We start from the raw sequence: 18,479 nt of genomic DNA on the forward strand, positions 1-18,479 counted from the left end.
TCTAACTACGCTGTGGCTTTGGAATTTGAGCAATGACCAACACGGCGAGCAGTGCGGCGCCACCGTAAAGGAAAAATGCTCCCGGGTATGCGGTGCCAGCAGCCACCATCAGGCCGGTGATGTATGGGCCAATGATGGCGCCAAAACGGCCGATGCCCGAGGCTAGTCCAATGCCTGTGGCCACCAGGTTGCGCGGGTATACGTGCCCTGCGTAGGCATACATCAGGCACTGGGCGGAGAAAACAAAAACGCCGGTGACAAAGAGGACTGCGGTCAAAAGAACTTGGCTTCCAAAAGGTACTGCCAACAGAAGCAACAGTGCTGCCGAGGCGGCAAACCAGATCAGCGAGACAAGCTTGATGCCCTTGCTATCAGCTGCGTAGGCGCTAATGAACAGCCCTGCGATGGCGCCCAAATTCAATACAAAGAGCATGGTCAGCGAATCGGCCACCGGGTAACCAGCAGCTCCCATGATCTTAGGAAGCCAAGCGTTGAGACCGTAGACCAATACCAGACCCATAAATGCGGCAATCCAAAGGCCGATTGAGGTGCGCAGGTATTTCGGTTTGAGTACATCGGAAATTGAGGTGCGCTCACTACTGGCGATCACTTCGCTTTCGGGAAGCTTGAACCACAGCAGCGCCAGCAGGGCCAGGCCCAGTCCGCCGCCGAGGAAATACAGTACCGACCAGTGCACCCCGGCGGCCTTGCCTGCCAGCGATGCCAGCACTGCACCCAGGTGGTAGCCAACCATCGGCAGATTATTGGCCAGTGCGCGCCGCCCTACCGGGGCATTTTCCTGCATCAACGCCAAGGCCACAGGCATGCAACCACCAAGTCCTAGGCCTGCAATAAAGCGGAAGGTGCCCATCAAGAAGGCGCTGGGCAGGAAGGGGAAGAGCAGGGTGAAGATCGAGAAGACGAGGACTGCAATCAGTAGTGGGCGACGTCGTCCAAAGCGGTCGGCCAGCCGTCCCATTGTTGCGGCTCCGACACCGACGCCAATCAGTGAGAAGGTGTTGACCCAGTTCATTTGGCTCACGCTGAACCCGCCGACATTTGGGTCGGTCAACACTGGAATGGTGGCGCCCAGGGCAACAATGTCGTAGCCCTCGAAGACCACGATGAAGAAGCAGAGTGCGGCGATCCAGCCGCCGAGTTTGAGTTTTTGCGTGTCACCTTGTGGTGAAGACATGAGTCGCCGCTTTGAGGTCTCTGTTGGCATAGCCAGTGATGCGTGTCACGGCGATGTGATCGTAGCACCACTTTCGTAGAGCGCACCAATGTTCAAGAAGTGAACAAATCAAAAGGTTCTCTTGATTAGATTCTCGGCGGCTAGTAAAGTTCATCTTACGAACTTAAGTTCACACAGTGAACATCTTTCAGCAATGGAGCAGTGAGACTATGCAGCAGGCCTACCTGTACGACGCAATTCGCACCCCTTTTGGCAAGATTGGTGGCGCGCTATCTAGCCACCGCCCGGATGATCTCGCCGCGCATGTGGTGCGCGAACTTGTTGCACGTTCGCCAAAGCTTGATGTGAACACCATCGATGAATCCATCTTTGGTAATGCCAACGGAGCCGGCGAAGAAAACCGAAACGTAGCCCGCATGGCAACGTTGCTCGCCGGTCTGCCAACCTCGCTGCCCGGCACCACCATGAACCGCTTGTGTGGTTCCTCGTTGGATGCCTCGATTGCCGCTTCACGTCAAGTCGCCACCTCGGACGCGGACCTTATCTTGGTTGGCGGCGTTGAGTCGATGAGCCGTGCCCCGTGGGTACTGCCAAAAACCGAGCGTCCCTTCCCGATGAACAACTTAGAGCTGGTCAACACCACCCTTGGCTGGCGTCTGGTTAACCCAGCCATGCCGGGCGAATGGACCGTCTCACTCGGTGAGGCCACCGAACAGCTGCGCGAAAAGCACAACATTTCGCGTGAAGATCAGGATGAATTTTCCGCTCGTTCGCACCAGCAGGCTGCGGCCGCCTGGGACGCCGGAAAGTATGACAACCTAGTTGTTTCCGTACCGCCAGCCAATAAGCGTGGCACCGAAGTAACCCGCGATGAAACCATCCGCGCTGACTCCACCGCCCAGAGCCTTTCGCAGCTTCGCACGGTATTTCGTACCGGAGAGAAGGCCACGGTCACCGCAGGCAACGCCTCACCGATGAACGATGGTGCCTCGGCAGCCTTCATCGGTTCCGAAAAGGGTGGTGCGCTGTTGGGCCAAGATCCCATCGCTCGGATTGTCTCCAACGGCTCATCGGCTTTGGAGCCACAATTCTTCGGCTTTGCCCCGGTGGAAGCGGCCAACAAGGCGCTGAATAAAGCAGGCCTGAAGTGGTCTGATATTGCAGCGGTGGAACTGAACGAAGCCTTCGCCGCACAGTCCCTTGCTTGCATTCGTGCCTGGGATATCGACCCAACAATACTCAACGCTTGGGGAGGGGCTATCGCTATCGGTCACCCACTGGGCGCTTCGGGACTACGGATCCTGGGCACACTGGCCCGACGCCTGCAGGAATCCGACGAACGTTATGGACTGGCCGCCATCTGCATCGGCGTAGGCCAAGGTCTTGCCGTGGTCATCGAAAACGTCAACGCCACCAAATAGCTTCGAGAGGAAATCATCATGGCACCACGTATTGCCAGCACCGCTGCGGACGCCGTCGCAGAAATCAGTGACGGCTCCACCATCTTGATTGGCGGATTCGGCAATGCCGGACAGCCCATGGAGCTCATTGATGCGCTCATGGATTGTGGCGCCACCGATCTGACGGTGGTCAACAATAATGCCGGCCAAGCCGATGCTGGTCTGGCCCTGTTGATCAAGGAACGCCGCGTCAAAAAGATCATCTGCTCCTTCCCTCGCCAGTCCGACTCGTGGCATTTTGACCAGGCTTACCGCGCCGGGGAGATTGAACTGGAACTTGTTCCGCAGGGCAATTTGGCCGAACGCATTCGCGCCGCGGGAGCCGGCATCGGCGGCTTCTTCACCCCTACCGGCTATGGCACGTTGCTCGCTGAAGGCAAGGAAAGTCGGATTATCGACGGCAAAGGTTATGTCTTAGAAACGCCCATCCATGCCGACTTCGCCCTGATCAAGGCGCTGAAGTCCGACACCTTCGGCAATCTGGTGTACCGCAAAACCGCACGAAACTTTGGGCCGATTATGGCCACCGCGGCCAAGGCCGCGATTGTGCAGGTTGATGAAGTGGTGGAGATTGGAAGCATCGATCCGGAGCACGTGATCACCCCGGGGATCTATGTTGACACCGTGGTAGCTCTTGGAGGAGAAAAATAATGACGAATGTGCGCACCACCGAAGCAAAGTTGACCCGCGATGAAATGGCGCAGCTGGTAGCCCGCGACATTCCTGCCGGAGCCTTTGTGAATTTGGGTATTGGCCAACCGACCAACGTTTCCAACTTCCTTACGGCGCAGCAGGGCGTCACCCTGCACACCGAAAATGGCATGCTCGGCATGGGCCCAGAAGCCACCGGTGAAGACATTGATGAGGATTTGATCAATGCCGGCAAGATCCCGGTCACCGAACTAGCTGGTGCAGCCTACTTCCACCATGCTGACTCTTTCGCGATGATGCGTGGAGGGCACCTGGATGTTTGTGTACTTGGCGCCTTCCAGATCTCGCAGGCTGGCGACTTGGCCAACTGGCACACCGGCGCCGAAGGCGCGATTCCCGCAGTTGGCGGCGCCATGGACCTGGCCATCGGAGCCAAAGCGACGTGGGTGATGATGAGCCTGTTCACCAAGGCAGGTGAATCAAAGCTGGTGGAAACCCTGAGCTACCCGGTCACCGGGCTGGGTTGTGTTTCGCGGATCTACACCGAGGTTGCGATCTTCGAACTGCGCGATGGCAAGGTCTTTGTGCGCTCGACTCACGGCATCAGCTTCGATGAATTGCAGGCCAAGGTCCCAGTTGAGCTGACCTGGGCCTAGAGACACAGTAGATTAGTGGGGTGCCTTCCATCTGGTGGAGGGCACCCCATCAGAGTTTTTACGCATGCAAGGAGTATGGTGAGCGAGCAGGCAACACCTTCAACGTCGGTCCAGTCCCTGGCCCGCGGTTTGGCCGTCATCAGCTGCTTTGACGCGGAGCATATGTCGATGACTCTCTCCGAGGTCGCCGCACGCACCGAACTTTCACGGGCTACCGCCCGACGCTTTTTGCTCACCTTGCAAGAGCTGGGCTTTGTGCGTTCAGACGGCAAGCATTTTGAACTGACCTCCAAGGTTCTGCAGCTGGGTTATGCCTATCTGTCCAGCGCCACCCTGCCGCAGCTGATCGAACCAGTGCTTGAAGATCTCTCCGCGCAAGTGCATGAATCAGCCTCTGCCTCGGTACTTGATGGCACCGACATTGTTTATGTTGCCCGCGTGCACACCCGCTCGATTATGCGTGTTGGCATTTCTGTCGGTACCCGATTCCCTGCGGTCAACACCTCCATGGGTCGAGTGCTGTTGGCCTTTGGACCCGATGAGCTTCGCGAAGAAGTTTTGGCGCAGGGCTTTGAATCTCGCACTGGCATGGGCCTGAAAACGCCGGCAGCCCTGCGCAAGGAACTAGAAAAGATCCGTACGCAGGGCTACGCGGTAGTTGATCAGGAACTGGAGATTGGATTGCGCTCGGTAGCGGTACCAATCTTCAATGCAGACTCCACCGTGGCGGCGGCGATGAACGTGTCTATGAGCGTGCATCCGGCCAGCGAGCAGAGCGCTCAAGCAGCAGCCCAAGCGATCTTGCCTCGATTACTTCAGGCTGCCCAGCAGGTGCGCGAAGCCTTAGCCACTAGCCGATAGTTAGATGGTGCACGACGGTCGGTAGGCCGGATTGGCTGGCCCATCGGTGCTCAGTGCGTTGAGCACCAATCGATGCATTACCGGGTCATGGTTGATCGTCAGGTGACCGGAGAGATCTAATGGACACTTTTCTTGTATGAGAACATTGGTGACCTTTTGATCTGGACCGTCGAGGAACTGCGAACCGTATGGCGTGACAATTTCGTCGTACTTGGTGGTGATCACCGTGTAGTCCGGACCATTGACGGTGTCACCGATGGAGTTGAGCTCGGTCAAGAACTCACTTCCGGCCACCTGATCAATACACGCGTCGCAGGCGACAGCTCCAACAACACCGATCAGCTTCATCCCGGTGCTCGACGGCGCGATGACTCCTTGGGTGCCATGGTTTGAAGGTGAAACGGCAACAAGGTCGTTGACGTACTTGGCTCCGCCCATGTGGCCCATGTACCAGCGAGGCATCATTCCGCCTTGGCTGTGCCCCACGATATCTACTTTCTGGGTTCCGGCGGCCGCACGCACCCGATCCACAAAATCACTGAGCTGTGCTGCGGATTCGCGGATATCACCGGTGCCCGATAGCCCACCTTCAAGCCCATAGTTCAAGGCGTAAACGCAGTACCCCTGGCGTTTGAGGGTTGGTGAAAGGGTGAGCCAGTTGTCGGCCATGGTTTCAAAAGTTCCGTGAACTAGAACCACTGGGGTGGGATGTTTTGCGCTTGGCACGCAGCTCCAGTTGTTGGCCCCGATGGGGCTGACATTCAGTGAAGCGGTGCTGGTGCTCTGAGCTTGAGCGGTATTTCCTGAACTTGGTGCGATGGCTGGTGCTGCGAGTGTAGCCGCGGCAAGGCATAGCGCAGCCAGGCCGGAGAAAATGCGTCGTTGCATGATGTCCTTCGGTGGAAGTGATGGAATACCACCCGTTACTTCCGAGTAGCATGTGATCATGATCACAATACTTTTACCGATTGTCTAGGGTTAGTGGTCGCTTACTTGGTTGATGACGTTGCATGTCGACGCGGGATAAGAGTGGACTCGCGTGCGCTGACAAGCTCGTTTGATTCAGTAGTGGATCTACCTTTAAAAAGTAGTTGTAGCTTCAACTAAATACGTTATGCTGTTTTTGGAAGACTTTTCAAAGATCAGATGAGGTACCGCGAGCATGGCTCAACAGCTAAATGACGTACGCTCCACGCAATGGAGCGAGAGCCCTGAATCGGGTGCGGTGTTGCTCTTTTTGCACGGGTTCGGCTCTAATGAGCATGATCTGAGCACCCTCGCGGAACCACTTGGGCTGTCTCTGCCGTGGGCTTCGCTGCGTGCGCCTCTGGAATTGGGGCATGGCGGGGCTGCGTGGTTCGAGATCGTTACCCCTGGGGTTCCTGATGCGGCGCCGGTCGAAGCTGCGACCGAGCTGATCTGGGCATGGGTTGAGGAAAATCTTGCCCCTGAAATCAAGATCATCCCCATCGGATTCTCGCAGGGCGGGTTGATGGCAAGTCAGCTAATGCGAACCCGCCCTGAACGCGTGGTGGCTACAACAATCCTTGGTGGTTTTGTACTCGACGCTACCCAACCCGGAGACGCGTCCCTTGCTAGGCAGCGTCCGGCCGTTTTCTGGGGCCGAGGCCAGCAGGATCAAGTCATTGCCCCGGTAGCTATCCAGCGGACCAGTGAATTCTTGCCTCAATATTCCACATTGACCGAACGTATCTATCCGGGTCTAGCCCATGGAATTAATACGGACGAACTGTTGGATGTTCGCTCGCACGTGGCCAGCCAACTGGACGCTGCAGAATAAAAAAATCGCCACTAGCTCACCTTTCGGTGAGGCTAGTGGCGACTCGGAATTAGTAGGCGAACTAGGCGGCCACGGTCCGTTCTACTTCTTCAATCTTTGCGTTCTCGTTAGCTAGACGGGTCTTGTGTGCGCTCCAGATGTGAGTCGCGACCATCAAGGCTGCGCCGGGAATTAGCCAAATGATCAAGCGCAGGATATCCATGCCGATTCCTTGTCCTGGGAAGTAGACCATGGTCTGAACGGCATGTAGCCACCCGGCGCCATTCCAGAAGGTGTTCAGTGCGCCGAAGAATCCTGGCTGCATGGCTGGCTGGAAGATGCCACCGGAGCTGGTGAAGTTCAAGGCCACAAAGCACATGGTCAAGATCGGTGTGGTCCAGTGGCGAAGCATTGGGTGTAATCCCATGCCGAGCATGATGATCGAGACGGCGTAGACCCACGATGTTAGCCAAATGGCGGCGTAGTGATTATTGATGACGTGGTAGATCGGACCGGAAACAACCACGGCGATGGTCGAGATAACTGCTGCTGCTAGTGCTGCCAAAGCAAAGCGAACTGATAGTTTGACCTTGCCCATGAACCCGGCCAGTGGCACGGCGCTGGCGTAACCACCAATGCTCAGTGCGACGAGTAAGAAGAATAGACCCTGTCCACTAGTGTCGTTTTCTCCGGTAGGAACCACATCGGCAACGTGGAATGGCTGCCCCTGCTTATAGGCCACGTTCATGAAGACTTTTTGTGCGACGTTCACCGACGTTTCTGAAGCGGCGCTCGAAACGTAAAGCGTGGCCGAATCCTTGGTTGATTCGTAAGCGGCTACGATTTCACGATTCTCCACCAACTGCTGTGCGGACTGGTTGTCCTGGACGGTGCGCACATTCAGTGCTCCATCCGATTCATCTTGCAAAGTCTGCGCAAAAACCTTGGTGGCTGCAGAATCTCCAACCACTGCCACCTGCACATTGTGCGGGGTGGGCTGATGGAAAGCTCCGAGGTAGAACAAACCCATGATGGCGCACAAGAAGAACGGAATCAGCATGGTTCGCGCCAGCTTTCCCCATCCCTTCGGTGCAGGCTTAGGGGGCGTAAGTTTGTGCGGCGTGGAGTCGGAATGCTTGGCAGCGGGGGTACTGGGGGCGGTGGTGTCGGTGGCAGTCATATGTTTTAAGGATACCGCTTGTGTTGCATTGTGCAACATAAAATCTTGAGTTCTCCGCCACGTACTAGACTCGGGGTTATGGGCAGGAAAGAACGGGAAACAGACATCGAGTCCGTCTACCATCACATGCAGATGATCACTCGACGAGCAAACTCACGCTCACGGCAACTTGCTGAGCCCTTGAGCACGGTGGAGCATTCGTTGTTACGGTTCATCGCCGATACGCCGGGGTCTCGGGCCACCGATATCGCCGAAGCGTTCTCACTGAATCGTTCAACGGTCTCGCGCCAAGTCGGTACGCTGCTCGATTTGGGCTACGCGGCTTACGACGATTCAGAAGCCGGACGAGGCCGCATTCTGGAGCTCACCAAATTAGGTCAAGAACGACTAGATGCTTCGGCTGCCGTACATCGAGCCGCGGTCATTGAGCGGTTGGAAGGCTGGAGCGCGGAACAAATTAGCGACTTCGCCGCAGCGCTTGAGCGCTACAACGAGGCAGATTCACAGTAGTCTAAGCAACCTTCACAAACCGTGGCCCACTGTAGCCGTCGCGGTCCACGGTCTCTTCGAACATTTCCAGCGGACGGGCCCAGAAGCTGTAGTCATCGTAGAGCTTGCGGTAGAAGACCAGTGGTTCCTCGGTTTCGCTGTGTTTGCCCACGGCCAGCACCTCGTAGCGTTGTCCTTTAAAGTGTTGGTAGATTCCAGCTTCGACGCTCATATTTCAGTCTTTCTGATCAAAGTAAGTAGTGTTTTTAGCGCGGTCCGTGGCCGGTGCCGCCACTGCGCTGAGTGAGCAAATGTTCCAGGACGGTATCCAGCACGGCCAATCCGTCTTTGACCCCGCCGGTGGAACCGGGCAGGGTGATCACAAAAGTCTTGCCGGCAAAGCCGGCCACCCCACGAGTGATAATCGACAGCGGAGTTGAAGCCTCACCACGACGTCGGATGGCCTCAATAATCCCCGGAAGTCGCACATCCAAAAGTGGTTCGACCATCTCGGGGGACCGATCATCGGGGGAGACCCCGGTGCCACCGGTTACGATCACTACCGAGGTACCGGCGGCGAGCTGTTCTTGAACGGCATCGTGCACCGGTTGCCCATCGGCTACGACCAAGGGGTCTACCACTTGGAACTCGCGCTCACGCAGCCACCGGCGGATCAGCGGGCCGGTTTTATCCACAGCAGTTCCCGCAGCAGCGCTGGTCGAGGCAACCACCACCGCGGCCTGACGGTTAGTCTTCACGAACCCAGTCGCCACTTTTGCCACCGGACTTTGCCAAGACCTTCACGGAGCGAACCTCGGCGTGCTTATCTACGGCCTTGACCATGTCGTATAGGGTCAATGCGGCTACGCTGGCCGCCGTCAACGCTTCCATCTCCACCCCGGTGACGCCCTTGGTGGTTACCTGCGCGATAACACGCACCGCGGCATCCTGGGCCTCGAAGTCAATGGACACCTTGGAAATCGGCAACGGGTGGCACAGCGGAATCAGTTCCCAGGTGCGCTTGGCCGCCATGATGCCCGCAACCCGAGCAGTGCCTAAGGCCTCACCCTTAGGAAGATTGCCGGTCATCAGCATCGGAACCACGTCTTCGCGGGTGACAAAGATGGCCTCTGCGGTAGCAACACGCTTGGTGACAGCCTTGTCGCTGACATCAACCATGTGGGCGCTGCCGTCTTCACGCAGGTGAGTAAGTTTTTCAGACATTCATGCTCCAAGTTTCAATTTGCTGCCCAGCAGTCAGTTGGCTGACACCCACCGGGATATGTACTAGCGCATCGGCGCGGGCCAGGTCGTGGACCAGATGCGAGCCCGGATCCAGGATTTCCACTTGGCCCTCGCGGATCACCGCCCGGCGTACCTGATGTTTATGCTCGGGTGAGCTGACATTGGCGGCCAGTGGGTAATGCTGCGATACCGGCTCGGGCAAAACGTTGAACGTGCGCAACAACGGAGCCAAGAACAATTCAGCCGATAACAGCGCACTAACCGGGTTACCGGGGAAGCACAGCACCGCTGCCTGAGGCAGTTGGGCGAAACCTTGCGGGCCACCAGGCTGGATGGCCACATGGTGGAAGGAACCACCCAATGGCGAAAGAGCTTGGCGGACCACCTCATAGGCTCCGGCACTGATGCCGCCCACCGTCAGAATTAGATCTACCTGTTCTTGCAGCGCATCAATAGCCAGTGCAAAGCCTTGAGGATCATCAGGTAGTTGCAGTGTGCGGACCTGCACCTGATAGCGGCGCAACCAAGCAACGAGCATGGGGGAGTTGGAGTCCGGGATCTGACCTTCGGAGCGCTGATCATCGCTGAGTTCGTCCCCCGTGGTGCACACCGCCACCTTTAGGTCACGGCGTACACAAACTTCCCGCAGTCCACTGGAAACCAGCGCGGCAATCATGGTGGGGGTCAGCCGGGTTCCGGCTTTGGCTACCAACGCGCCGGCTTCCAGATCAACACCGACAGGGCGGATGAAGCGCCCCGGTTCACTGGGTGCGGTGAAAGTGGCCTGCCCGCTCGGGGTCCCTTGATTCGCTCGAACCAACTCAGGGAATGTTCCTGTGACGCTCTCTTCTACCGGGATCACGGTATCGGCGCCGAGCGGGATCATCGCACCGGTCATCACCGGGCTGACGGTACCTTCGGCCAAAGTGATTTGCTGATCGCCAGCGGCAGCGGTGAATCCGAGCGGCAACGTCACCGGGGAGGCGGCTGTGGCAGTGGCCAAGTCGGCGCTACGTGCAGCGTATCCATCCATCTGCGAATTGGTGAATGCAGGGATAGGTAACTGGGCGTACAGATCCTCGCTAAGGATCCGATCAGCAGCCTCGGGGCTATCAGTGGGCAGCACTTCGCTGTCTAAGGAAGCAAAGACCGGGGATAGCAGCGCAACAAGTTCGGCTTGATGGTTTTCCAGGGTGCAGGTCATCGGTTATCCGCCAGCAAATGGCGGCAGTACGTCCACCGTAAGATTTTCGGCTGAACCAAGCTCGCCGGCATCGCGGCGCACCACGCCGTTGATCAGGAAACTTCCGGCACGCAATACCTGTGCCATTTCTGTCCCGTAGGAATTGATCAGTTCACTACGTAGCGTCGCGAGCGTTTCGGGGCGTTCCCAGCTCTCCTGCTCGCAGCCCGCTGCTGCCGCCGCGGCAGCGAAGTAGCGTATCGTAATCTTCGACATGACTTCATGCTATCGCGCCACAGCGATAAGGAGCACGATGAAAAGTGAACGCGACTTTCCCGCGCTTGTGACCCCCGGGCCAGCACTCAGCGCCGATCAGGCTGCACGAGCCGCGCGCCAACTGAGCCTGCCCGGATTTGATGACACCGCGCAGCGCAGACTAGCTGCTGCCCGTGTACTGGTCATCGGGGCCGGAGGACTGGGCAGCGCCAGCGTCCCCTATCTAGTCGGAGCAGGCGTAGGCACCATCGGCATCGTTGATGATGACGTGGTGGAGCTATCCAACCTGCACCGCCAGGTCACCCACACCACCGCGAATATCGGCCTGGCCAAGACCGCTTCCCTGGCCCAAGCTGCCACAGCGCTGGACCCAAATGTGGAAATCATCGAGCATAATCTGCGCTTGGATTCATCCAATGCGCTGGAGATCTTTGCGAATTATGACTTGGTTATCGACGGAAGTGACAACTTCCCGACCCGGTACCTATCCAATGACGCAGCCCAGCTCACGGGCATTCCGCTGATCTGGGGTTCCATCCTGCAACACCACGGACAAGTGTCTGTGGCCTGGCATGAACACGGGCCCGGCTACCGTGACCTCTTCCCGGTGCCACCGGCCCCGGGCACCGTGCCCGACTGCGCCGCCGGGGGAGTGCTGCCCGGATTGTGCGGAACCGTCGGCTCGCTGTTGGCCACCGAAGCGATGAAGTTGATCGCCGGAATCGGCACCCCGCTGGTGGGCAAGGTGCTGATCTATGATGCGCTGGCCGCCAACACCCGAACCCTCGAATTCTCCCGGGACCCGGAAGGTGTCAAGGTCACCGAGCTGATCGACTACGTGCTCTTCTGCTCCGGTTCACTGCCCGAGGCCCAAAGCATCGATGCGACGGCGCTCGCCGAGGCGCTGGCTGGTTCTCGGGCTCCGGTCTTGTTGGATGTACGCAATGATGACGAACGCGCACATCAGCACATCGCTGGTTCCTTGCACCTGTCACTGCCTGAATTGGAAGCAGCCATTGAATCCGGCGCAGCTCTAGATAAGATCCCAGAGCAGGTAACGGTCTACTGCGCTCGTGGTCCGCGTTCACAACGCGCGGCTTCCTTGCTTGCCGGTCGAGGCATCACCACCAATTACCTTGAAGGCGGGCTTCCCGCACTGGCTGAGGTGGCCCCGCAGCTACTGGCCGAACCCGCACCTACCGAAGGAGCCCGCTCATGAGCTACGCGCTGATCACCGAAGAACCCATCGACGAGGCCGCGGTCCGAGACGCAGTGCAATCCGATACCGCCGGCGCGGTAGTGCTCTTCCACGGAATCATTCGCAACCACGACGGTGGTCAATCAGTGAATTCATTGGACTACTCGCATCATCCGCAGGCACAGGACTTCCTGGAGAAGATTATCGCCGAGGAAGAAGAGCGCACCGGTCTGAAACTCTCGGCAGTGCACCGTGTGGGTCCGCTGAAGATCGGTGATGCCGCTTTGGTCGCTGCCTCGGCCGCCGCGCACCGCAAGGAAGCATTTGATGCGATTGAGAACCTCGTGGAACGCATCAAGGCCGAGGTCCCAATCTGGAAGAAGCAGCACTTCACTTCCGGCAGTTCAGAATGGGTTGGGCTGTAGAGCTGAGGTTGAAGGCGGCGGAACTTCACGATTTCCAATTCAGTTACACACTGCCACAGCATCAGTCGCCAGAGTGTCACATCCGTATTTTTGGAGAGCGATACTTCAGGAAAAACGTGTGCCTGCTGAACCGCTGTTGAAAGATAAGCACTGTGTCAATCTTAAGTCGGCCTAAATATCGCGCTACAAGTGGAAAGTCGATTTGAATTCTTTGGGAGCTGGAATCAGCGCGATGCGACTAGCCGCTGGCCGGCTAATCCAGCCTTCTTACAGTTAGATTCGCGCCTTTCGATCTGTTGCACGGCCCGCATAACAATTGTAGGTTTTCTGCGTTGCTACTGCCCCCGCGTGAGAACGGAATGATGTGATCAAATTGGAGCTCGACGTTCGACCCACAGTGGCAGCATTTCCCGCCGTCACGATGCATAACAAGTAGTTTCACGGCATCTGGAATGCCACGTCTAACAACAGGACGCTGCCGTTGATCTTGAAGAGCTACAGCGTTTTCCACTTTCTGTTGTTTCTTTAAGCGATCCATTTCGAGAAGAGCATAGATCTCACTCGCTTTAAGTCCGTCTGCATCGGAATAGAACTGGTTACGGAACAGCCAGTAGACCCTTCCTTTGACGCGCGCGAGCAGTTTCGGCTGTTCCAGCTGACGCGCCATAAGATGCTCAAACTCGGATTTTTTGATCTTCCGAAGCAGATAGTCCTTTTTCCCTAAGCCGAGAATGAGCTTGCCTGAGTTTCCCCAGAAACCCTTATCGAAATGAATTCTCGCGGTAGGAACTCTACTAACCAATTAGGGGCCTCTTCACTGTCTTGATCGCTTTATTGAAGTATACGTTTGTGGTCATGACCGATTGCCCACGTCTCCGCGATATGGCTGGTGTCTGACGTATCGGATACCTTCAAGTGCAAAACAAAAACGCGAGACTATCGCCCGGACTGCAAGAATCTGAGTGCGACGTCGAAACCAGCTTTCTATGCTTCAGTCGTAGCGACCGCATATTAGGTCGAAGGTATTCAGACTGCATTCGATGCTGCGGGGTGCGCCGAATCCTTCTTGAATGAAATCCGCTAATCTTTCAGCATGACCTTGCACCCCGAAACCATCGCGACTATTCGAGACTCTTGGGCATCGATACTCGGCATTTCGGCCGAAGCACTGGAGCGGGGCGAGAATCGCGTTTATCGCGAAAAGAACGATAGCGCCGTACTCATGTTCGTTTCGTTGTTCGGCACAGGGATCTTGGTTGGCCCTTCATGGGCGATTGAAGCCGGACGAAATTTACCCGATTCAGATCTGGTCAATCACGCGAAACTTCTAGAACTCAGTGCTCCCTATGGAGGAAAACCTCTAGGGGAAGCGAAGTTGTACTACAGCGATACGGCCCCAATATTGCCTACCCCCAATGCAAAGGTGAGCCGTCTGCGAGAGCACGCCATTGATCTCGAAAAAGCCTGCCCATCCAAAGACATCGCAGAAATCGGCTTGAGCGAGATGGAAAATACCTTCATCATGCTTAGCGAATCTGAGAATGAGTCGGCGCCTATGGCAGGTGCTGGCTACGACGTGTGGGAAGAAAAACTGGCCCACCTCGGCGCGCTCGTCGCACCTGCCAATCAGCAAAGTGGACTCGGTTCTCAGACAGTTGCCATCGCTCAACAGCATGCACTCGACGCTGGCCTGATTCCTCAGTGGCGTGTGCACGTCGACAACGCAGCGTCCATCCGAACAGCTATGCGCGCCGGATTTGAGTATGCAGGGACCCAAACCACTGTAATTCTCAAGAGCTAGCGCGCAGCGCACATGGTTAGCTGGCGGTGCGCTTAGAGGCAATAGCTGCCAGTGCTGCGGCCTGATCTCCGAGTACCTGGTCATCAAAAATGACGAGCGGTGAGTGATTCCACTCAGTTTCCTCGGCCGTCATTTCAGGCGGTGAGGTGAGCAGTCCGATAAACGTGCCTGGAACTTCATCGAGCACAAAAGCGAAATCCTCAGAACCCATCATTGGTGAAGGCATCACCGCTACGCGCTGTTCGCCGTAGATTTCGCGCATCGTTTCCAGCGCAGCGTCGGTCTCAGCCGGGTCGTTCACAGTCACCGGGTACAACGTTTCAAAGCTCACATCCGCGGTGAGCTCATGGGCTGCTGCCACGCCTTGGATGACTCGTGGCAACCCTTCTTCTAAGACTGCAAGGGATTCGTGGGACATGGTGCGGATGGTGGCCGCCAACTCGACACTTTCCGGGATGACATTGATTGCGCCGTCGCCGGTGTTCATGCGGGTAATCGAGAGGACCACCGGGTCGAAAGCGTTAAACCGTCGAGTGACAAAACTCTGCAAGGCCAGGACAAGCTCTGCTGCAGCGGGAACTGGATCCAGGGTCTGATGTGGTTGTGAGCCATGTCCGCCGCGTCCACGCAATGTCACGCTCAGCTGGTTTGAGCCGGCAGCTACCGGACCGCCGCGAGTGGCGAAGAGCCCGCGTGGACCGGGGCCCACATGGATGGCGTAGGCGGCAACCGGAGGTTCTCCGGCTACCGAGAGTAGTCCCTCTTCGAGCATGATCTTGGCTCCACCGTGGCCTTCTTCCCCTGGCTGGAACATGAAGATGACTGAGCCATGAAGTTCACTTTTCCGGGCCGACAATAATTTGGCTGCACCAACAAGTCCCGCGGTATGCAGATCGTGGCCGCAGGCGTGCATGTTGCCATTGGTGGATGCAAAGTCCAGGTTGGCCTCTTCGACGATCGGCAACGCGTCCATGTCGCCACGAAGCAGAACGCTCGGACCGGGCAGCTCTCCTCGAAGCACGGCGGTGACCGAGCTGGTGCGTGTGCCGGTGGTGATTTCCAGCGGTAGCCCTTCGAGGGCGTCGAGTACCTTTTGCTGGGTTCGAGGCAGAGTCAGTCCCAGCTCGGGGTCCGCATGCAATGCGCGGCGCAGTTCGACAAGTTCAGGAAGGATCGTTTGCGCGTCAGAGGTAAAGTCGGCAGGGGTCATGAGGCAGCCTTTCATGGGAAGTGTTCGGCGCGATTGCAAAGGCCATCGGAAGGGCTTCGTGATGATAAATATGACCGTGCTGATGGTTAAATCTTTAAGTATTCTCTAGTGAGAGCTTTAATCTGAATGATTTGAATGTGATCAGCACGCCAGCGACTATACTCCCCGGGATTGCCTCGCGAGCACTTCTCAAGGCTGTTTTTGTTGCATCTCACAACTTTCGCAATCAGGAGCTGAGATTCTCCGTCCACGAATCGAGGAGCGTGCGCAGTTCTGCTGGCTGGATGTCGCTGACTTTGGCCTGGCTCATCGCGAGTCCAAATGCGGCCCAATTCAGATTCATATTCTCGGTGCGTACCAGGCAGCTGTTGGCATCGATTGCTTCGATCTGGAACCAGCGGCCGATCAGTGGCTCGACCTTTTTGGCACTGGCATGGATGCGTGCGCTGATATCTTGCGGTTCAGTCCCGCGCAAGCCTGCACGGACAAACCCCGCCGCATCACCACCTGGCGCCGCGCGGGGCGCAAAGCGCAAGGCTCTGGGTGAAGCGTTCTGTGCGCGGTCTACGCGGAAACTGCGCCAATCATCGCGGTCCAGATCAAAGGCCACCAGATAGTAGCGGTTGCCCACGTTCACCAGTTGGGCCGGCTCTACCCTGCGTGAACTCTTTGCTCCTTTGGCATCTTTGTAATCAAAAGCGATTCGTTCATGGTCGCGGCAAGCCTGGGCAAAAGCCACCAGTACTTCAGGATTTACCGGATCCGGTGCGGAGTACTGCGAATTCAGTGGCACGGTGCTCGCAGTCAGTGCCTGCGCGCGCTTGCGTAACCTGGCTGGAAGCACGGGCACAATTTTTCCCATCGCCCGCAAGGCCGCCTCGGCCAGTGTGGAAGATCCGCCGTGCACGCTGGACTGCAGGGAGACCACCAGTGCTACGGCTTCCTCATCATCGAGTACTAGGGGAGGCATGGCGGTGCCGGAAGCCAACTGATAGCCACCGCCCACGCCACGATCGGCCTGCACCGGATACCCCAGATCGCGCAGTCGGTCGATGTCTCGGCGAACGGTGCGCAGGCTGACGTCTAGGCGTTCGGCTAGCTCGTCTCCGGACCAATAACGATGGGTCTGCAGCAGTGAGAGCAAACGAAAAAATCTGGTGCTGGTACTCATGGAATAAGTCTGCCTTGATTTAGGACAGGAACTGGCACTTTTCACTTCTACTGTGGTTATTACCAGCTGGAAATACCGGCTGCAGCTTATGCCAGGAGGCAATCATGAGCACCATGGCCATTACCAACACCACCCTGAATGGCGAACGCGCCGACCTATTCCAGGCACTGGCTAACGCACGGCATTTCCTGCGTTTCACTGTGCAGGGTTTGAGCGACGAGCAGGCTGCACAGCGCACTACCGTCAGTGAATTGACCCTTGGTGGTTTGATCAAACATGTCAGTGCCGTGGAAGGGCAGTGGCAAGAATTCATGGTCAAAGGCCGGGCTGCGATGGCTTGGGATGGCGCAGACTTCAGCGATATGCCTCCCGAAGCGCTTGAAATGTTCCTCAACGAATTCCGTATGCAACCCGGCGAAACCTTGGAAGCGCTTCTGGAGAACTATGCGCAGATTGCTTCTCGGACCGACGCGCTGCTTGCCCAGATAGATCTAGACACCGTGCAGGAGTTGCCTGCCGCTCCGTGGTTTGTTGACTCCCAGTGGTCGGTTCGCCGAACGCTGTTGCACATCATCGCCGAAACTACCCAGCATTCGGGACATGCGGACATCATTCGTGAATCGCTGGACGGGCAGAAATCGATGGGCTAGCCCCCTATGTAGGACATCTCGATGCGCTTGCGGTTTCCCGGGGTCAGCGCAGCACGCAACTCAGAATAATTATCATCGCGCTTACGCCAGTGGCCGGTCAGTGCTTTAGCCAAGTCCTCGTCGCTGATCCCTTCCCTCATCAGCTTGCGCAGGTCATAGCCGGAACCAGCAAATAAGCAGGTGTAGAGCTGTCCCTCGGCGGAAACTCGTGAGCGTGAGCAGTTGCCACAGAACGCATTGGTCACACTGGAGATCACGCCTATTTCACCGGCACCATCGGCGTAGCGCCAGCGGTTGGCGGTTTCTCCCGGTTCGGTTTTGGTCACCGGTTCCAGCGCCCAGCGCTCGTTGATCATTGAGACCACCTCAGCTGAGGGAAGAACCTCATCAACCTTCCAGCCGTTGGTGGTGCCCACATCCATATACTCAATGAAGCGCAGGATGGCCCCGGTGCCACGGAAATGCTCAGCTAGGGTCAGGATTTCATCGTCGTTGACCCCGCGTTTGACGACCGTATTAATTTTCACCGGACCTAAACCAACCTGGCGGGCCACCTCGATTGCTTCCAGCACACGGGCGACAGGGAAGTTCACGTCGTTGATGGCTTTAAATTTGGCATCATCAAGTGAATCCAGCGAGATGGTCACACGGTTCAGTCCGGCATCTTTCAGCGACTGCGCCATCTTGGGCAGCGCCGAACCATTAGTGGTCATCGCCAAATCCACTGGTGCACCTTCAGGGGTGCGTAACTTTGCGAGCATCGAGACCAGCTCGGTGATGCCACGGCGCAACAAGGGTTCGCCACCGGTCAGCCGAAGCTTGGTGACGCCAAGGGTTACGCTCACGCGTGCCAAGCGTTCAATCTCTTCAAAGCTGAGTAATTCCGACCGCTCGCGGAAGGCGAAGTCGCGACCGAAAATTTCCTTGGGCATGCAGTACACACAACGGAAATTGCAGCGGTCGGTCACCGAGATCCGCAAATCATGCAGGGGCCGCCCACGGGCGTCGGTGATATCCCCTGCCGGTAAAACTGTCATAACTACCAGCG

Annotated in this window: 22 protein-coding genes; 10 read left to right on the top strand and 12 right to left on the bottom strand. The window is 57.1% G+C overall.

Translation table 11 applies throughout. The annotated features are described in order from the left end of the window. Position 1: 1 nt before the first annotated feature. Positions 2-1,195 carry an MFS transporter gene (locus ACT3RW_RS02220; RefSeq protein ID WP_262198518.1) on the bottom strand — a complete coding sequence of 398 codons (1,194 nt, stop codon included), beginning with the start codon at positions 1,193-1,195 and terminating at the stop codon, positions 2-4. Between the two features lie 209 nt (positions 1,196-1,404). Between ACT3RW_RS02220 and ACT3RW_RS02225 the strand changes: the two genes are divergently transcribed. From ACT3RW_RS02225 to ACT3RW_RS02240, 4 genes are all read left to right on the top strand, one after another. After that, a complete protein-coding gene (locus ACT3RW_RS02225; protein WP_444612680.1) occupies positions 1,405-2,616 on the top strand; it encodes a thiolase family protein in 1,212 nt (403 codons plus the stop codon). 18 nt (positions 2,617-2,634) lie between these two features. After that, positions 2,635-3,306, top strand: coding sequence for a 3-oxoacid CoA-transferase subunit A (locus ACT3RW_RS02230; protein WP_444612681.1), 672 nt, complete (start codon positions 2,635-2,637; stop codon positions 3,304-3,306). Then, on the top strand, positions 3,306-3,962 hold the full coding sequence (locus ACT3RW_RS02235) for a 3-oxoacid CoA-transferase subunit B (RefSeq protein WP_444612682.1): 657 nt from the start codon (positions 3,306-3,308) through the stop codon (positions 3,960-3,962). Before ACT3RW_RS02230 ends, ACT3RW_RS02235 begins: the two co-directional genes overlap by 1 nt. A gap of 75 nt (positions 3,963-4,037) precedes the next feature. Beyond that, positions 4,038-4,823: an IclR family transcriptional regulator domain-containing protein gene (locus ACT3RW_RS02240; protein ID WP_131090457.1), complete on the top strand. Its 786-nt coding sequence runs from the start codon at positions 4,038-4,040 to the stop codon at positions 4,821-4,823. Here the strand turns inward: ACT3RW_RS02240 and ACT3RW_RS02245 are convergent, their stop codons facing one another. Beyond that, positions 4,824-5,711, bottom strand: coding sequence for an esterase/lipase family protein (locus ACT3RW_RS02245; protein ID WP_444612683.1), 888 nt, complete (start codon positions 5,709-5,711; stop codon positions 4,824-4,826). It abuts the gene before it with no gap. A gap of 274 nt (positions 5,712-5,985) precedes the next feature. Here ACT3RW_RS02245 and ACT3RW_RS02250 point away from each other — a divergent pair, with 274 nt between their 5' ends. Next, on the top strand, positions 5,986-6,624 hold the full coding sequence (locus tag ACT3RW_RS02250) for an alpha/beta hydrolase (protein WP_444612684.1): 639 nt from the start codon (positions 5,986-5,988) through the stop codon (positions 6,622-6,624). Between the two features lie 61 nt (positions 6,625-6,685). On the opposite strand, the gene ACT3RW_RS02255 is transcribed toward ACT3RW_RS02250, so the two are convergent. Then, positions 6,686-7,783 carry an ABC transporter permease gene (locus ACT3RW_RS02255; protein ID WP_131090455.1) on the bottom strand — a complete coding sequence of 366 codons (1,098 nt, stop codon included), beginning with the start codon at positions 7,781-7,783 and terminating at the stop codon, positions 6,686-6,688. A gap of 78 nt (positions 7,784-7,861) precedes the next feature. On the opposite strand from ACT3RW_RS02255, the gene ACT3RW_RS02260 reads away from it, so the two are divergent. After that, positions 7,862-8,293, top strand: a complete 432-nt coding sequence (locus ACT3RW_RS02260) for a MarR family winged helix-turn-helix transcriptional regulator (protein WP_131090454.1) — start codon at positions 7,862-7,864, stop codon at positions 8,291-8,293. A gap of 1 nt (position 8,294) precedes the next feature. On the opposite strand, the gene ACT3RW_RS02265 is transcribed toward ACT3RW_RS02260, so the two are convergent. The 5 genes from ACT3RW_RS02265 to ACT3RW_RS02285 are packed head-to-tail and all read right to left on the bottom strand — an operon-like array spanning position 8,295 to position 10,976. Beyond that, positions 8,295-8,504: a DUF1653 domain-containing protein gene (locus tag ACT3RW_RS02265; RefSeq protein WP_131090453.1), complete on the bottom strand. Its 210-nt coding sequence runs from the start codon at positions 8,502-8,504 to the stop codon at positions 8,295-8,297. 34 nt (positions 8,505-8,538) lie between these two features. Then, complete coding sequence (locus ACT3RW_RS02270; RefSeq protein ID WP_444612685.1) at positions 8,539-9,030, bottom strand: MogA/MoaB family molybdenum cofactor biosynthesis protein; 492 nt, start codon at positions 9,028-9,030, stop codon at positions 8,539-8,541. After that, positions 9,020-9,496, bottom strand: a complete 477-nt coding sequence (moaC, locus tag ACT3RW_RS02275) for a cyclic pyranopterin monophosphate synthase MoaC (protein WP_131090451.1) — start codon at positions 9,494-9,496, stop codon at positions 9,020-9,022. The genes ACT3RW_RS02270 and moaC overlap by 11 nt, the downstream gene beginning before the upstream one ends. Then, entirely contained in the window at positions 9,489-10,721 is a 1,233-nt protein-coding gene (locus ACT3RW_RS02280) for a molybdopterin molybdotransferase MoeA (protein WP_444612686.1), read from the bottom strand. Before ACT3RW_RS02280 ends, moaC begins: the two co-directional genes overlap by 8 nt. Before the next feature lie 3 nt (positions 10,722-10,724). Further along, complete coding sequence (locus tag ACT3RW_RS02285) at positions 10,725-10,976, bottom strand: MoaD/ThiS family protein (protein WP_131090449.1); 252 nt, start codon at positions 10,974-10,976, stop codon at positions 10,725-10,727. Between the two features lie 37 nt (positions 10,977-11,013). On the opposite strand from ACT3RW_RS02285, the gene ACT3RW_RS02290 reads away from it, so the two are divergent. Together ACT3RW_RS02290 and ACT3RW_RS02295 are read left to right on the top strand one after the other, a co-directional pair. Further along, the gene (locus ACT3RW_RS02290; RefSeq protein ID WP_444612687.1) at positions 11,014-12,195 is read left to right on the top strand and encodes a ThiF family adenylyltransferase; all 1,182 of its coding nucleotides are present in this window, start codon (positions 11,014-11,016) and stop codon (positions 12,193-12,195) included. Continuing rightward, complete coding sequence (locus ACT3RW_RS02295; RefSeq protein ID WP_022875540.1) at positions 12,192-12,599, top strand: molybdenum cofactor biosynthesis protein MoaE; 408 nt, start codon at positions 12,192-12,194, stop codon at positions 12,597-12,599. The genes ACT3RW_RS02290 and ACT3RW_RS02295 overlap by 4 nt, the downstream gene beginning before the upstream one ends. Before the next feature lie 253 nt (positions 12,600-12,852). Here the strand turns inward: ACT3RW_RS02295 and ACT3RW_RS02300 are convergent, their stop codons facing one another. After that, a complete protein-coding gene (locus tag ACT3RW_RS02300) occupies positions 12,853-13,401 on the bottom strand; it encodes an HNH endonuclease (RefSeq protein ID WP_444612688.1) in 549 nt (182 codons plus the stop codon). Between the two features lie 291 nt (positions 13,402-13,692). Between ACT3RW_RS02300 and ACT3RW_RS02305 the strand changes: the two genes are divergently transcribed. Beyond that, entirely contained in the window at positions 13,693-14,400 is a 708-nt protein-coding gene (locus ACT3RW_RS02305) for a GNAT family N-acetyltransferase (protein ID WP_444612689.1), read from the top strand. Positions 14,401-14,416: 16 nt separating this feature from the next. On the opposite strand, the gene ACT3RW_RS02310 is transcribed toward ACT3RW_RS02305, so the two are convergent. Further along, the gene (locus ACT3RW_RS02310; RefSeq protein WP_444612690.1) at positions 14,417-15,610 is read right to left on the bottom strand and encodes a M20 metallopeptidase family protein; all 1,194 of its coding nucleotides are present in this window, start codon (positions 15,608-15,610) and stop codon (positions 14,417-14,419) included. Between the two features lie 226 nt (positions 15,611-15,836). Further along, positions 15,837-16,781, bottom strand: a complete 945-nt coding sequence (locus tag ACT3RW_RS02315) for a helix-turn-helix transcriptional regulator (RefSeq protein ID WP_444612691.1) — start codon at positions 16,779-16,781, stop codon at positions 15,837-15,839. 104 nt (positions 16,782-16,885) lie between these two features. On the opposite strand from ACT3RW_RS02315, the gene ACT3RW_RS02320 reads away from it, so the two are divergent. Next, complete coding sequence (locus tag ACT3RW_RS02320; RefSeq protein ID WP_444612692.1) at positions 16,886-17,431, top strand: DinB family protein; 546 nt, start codon at positions 16,886-16,888, stop codon at positions 17,429-17,431. Here ACT3RW_RS02320 and moaA read toward each other — a convergent pair. Further along, on the bottom strand, positions 17,428-18,468 hold the full coding sequence (gene moaA, locus ACT3RW_RS02325; RefSeq protein ID WP_444612693.1) for a GTP 3',8-cyclase MoaA: 1,041 nt from the start codon (positions 18,466-18,468) through the stop codon (positions 17,428-17,430). The two genes, ACT3RW_RS02320 and moaA, sit on opposite strands and share 4 nt — an antisense overlap. Positions 18,469-18,479: the final 11 nt, after the last annotated feature.

The organism is Glutamicibacter sp. AOP5-A2-18, assembly GCF_052446055.1.
In the GTDB taxonomy this organism is placed as follows: Bacteria; Actinomycetota; Actinomycetes; order Actinomycetales; family Micrococcaceae; genus Glutamicibacter.

What these genes read in the sequence shown, in the direction of transcription:
- ACT3RW_RS02265 (WP_131090453.1), bottom strand. Translation starts at nt 8,504, where the DNA reads ATGAGCGTCGAAGCTGGAATCTACCAACACTTTAAAGGACAACGCTAC.
- ACT3RW_RS02260 (WP_131090454.1), top strand. Translation starts at nt 7,862, where the DNA reads ATGGGCAGGAAAGAACGGGAAACAGACATCGAGTCCGTCTACCATCAC.
- ACT3RW_RS02305 (WP_444612689.1), top strand. Translation starts at nt 13,693, where the DNA reads ATGACCTTGCACCCCGAAACCATCGCGACTATTCGAGACTCTTGGGCA.
- ACT3RW_RS02315 (WP_444612691.1), bottom strand. Translation starts at nt 16,781, where the DNA reads ATGAGTACCAGCACCAGATTTTTTCGTTTGCTCTCACTGCTGCAGACC.
- ACT3RW_RS02220 (WP_262198518.1), bottom strand. Translation starts at nt 1,195, where the DNA reads ATGTCTTCACCACAAGGTGACACGCAAAAACTCAAACTCGGCGGCTGG.
- ACT3RW_RS02285 (WP_131090449.1), bottom strand. Translation starts at nt 10,976, where the DNA reads ATGTCGAAGATTACGATACGCTACTTCGCTGCCGCGGCGGCAGCAGCG.
- ACT3RW_RS02245 (WP_444612683.1), bottom strand. Translation starts at nt 5,711, where the DNA reads ATGCAACGACGCATTTTCTCCGGCCTGGCTGCGCTATGCCTTGCCGCG.
- ACT3RW_RS02240 (WP_131090457.1), top strand. Translation starts at nt 4,038, where the DNA reads ATGGTGAGCGAGCAGGCAACACCTTCAACGTCGGTCCAGTCCCTGGCC.
- ACT3RW_RS02255 (WP_131090455.1), bottom strand. Translation starts at nt 7,783, where the DNA reads ATGACTGCCACCGACACCACCGCCCCCAGTACCCCCGCTGCCAAGCAT.
- ACT3RW_RS02280 (WP_444612686.1), bottom strand. Translation starts at nt 10,721, where the DNA reads ATGACCTGCACCCTGGAAAACCATCAAGCCGAACTTGTTGCGCTGCTA.
- ACT3RW_RS02320 (WP_444612692.1), top strand. Translation starts at nt 16,886, where the DNA reads ATGAGCACCATGGCCATTACCAACACCACCCTGAATGGCGAACGCGCC.
- ACT3RW_RS02310 (WP_444612690.1), bottom strand. Translation starts at nt 15,610, where the DNA reads ATGACCCCTGCCGACTTTACCTCTGACGCGCAAACGATCCTTCCTGAA.
- ACT3RW_RS02250 (WP_444612684.1), top strand. Translation starts at nt 5,986, where the DNA reads ATGGCTCAACAGCTAAATGACGTACGCTCCACGCAATGGAGCGAGAGC.
- ACT3RW_RS02230 (WP_444612681.1), top strand. Translation starts at nt 2,635, where the DNA reads ATGGCACCACGTATTGCCAGCACCGCTGCGGACGCCGTCGCAGAAATC.
- moaA (WP_444612693.1), bottom strand. Translation starts at nt 18,468, where the DNA reads ATGACAGTTTTACCGGCAGGGGATATCACCGACGCCCGTGGGCGGCCC.
- ACT3RW_RS02225 (WP_444612680.1), top strand. Translation starts at nt 1,405, where the DNA reads ATGCAGCAGGCCTACCTGTACGACGCAATTCGCACCCCTTTTGGCAAG.
- ACT3RW_RS02235 (WP_444612682.1), top strand. Translation starts at nt 3,306, where the DNA reads ATGACGAATGTGCGCACCACCGAAGCAAAGTTGACCCGCGATGAAATG.
- ACT3RW_RS02290 (WP_444612687.1), top strand. Translation starts at nt 11,014, where the DNA reads ATGAAAAGTGAACGCGACTTTCCCGCGCTTGTGACCCCCGGGCCAGCA.
- ACT3RW_RS02295 (WP_022875540.1), top strand. Translation starts at nt 12,192, where the DNA reads ATGAGCTACGCGCTGATCACCGAAGAACCCATCGACGAGGCCGCGGTC.
- moaC (WP_131090451.1), bottom strand. Translation starts at nt 9,496, where the DNA reads ATGTCTGAAAAACTTACTCACCTGCGTGAAGACGGCAGCGCCCACATG.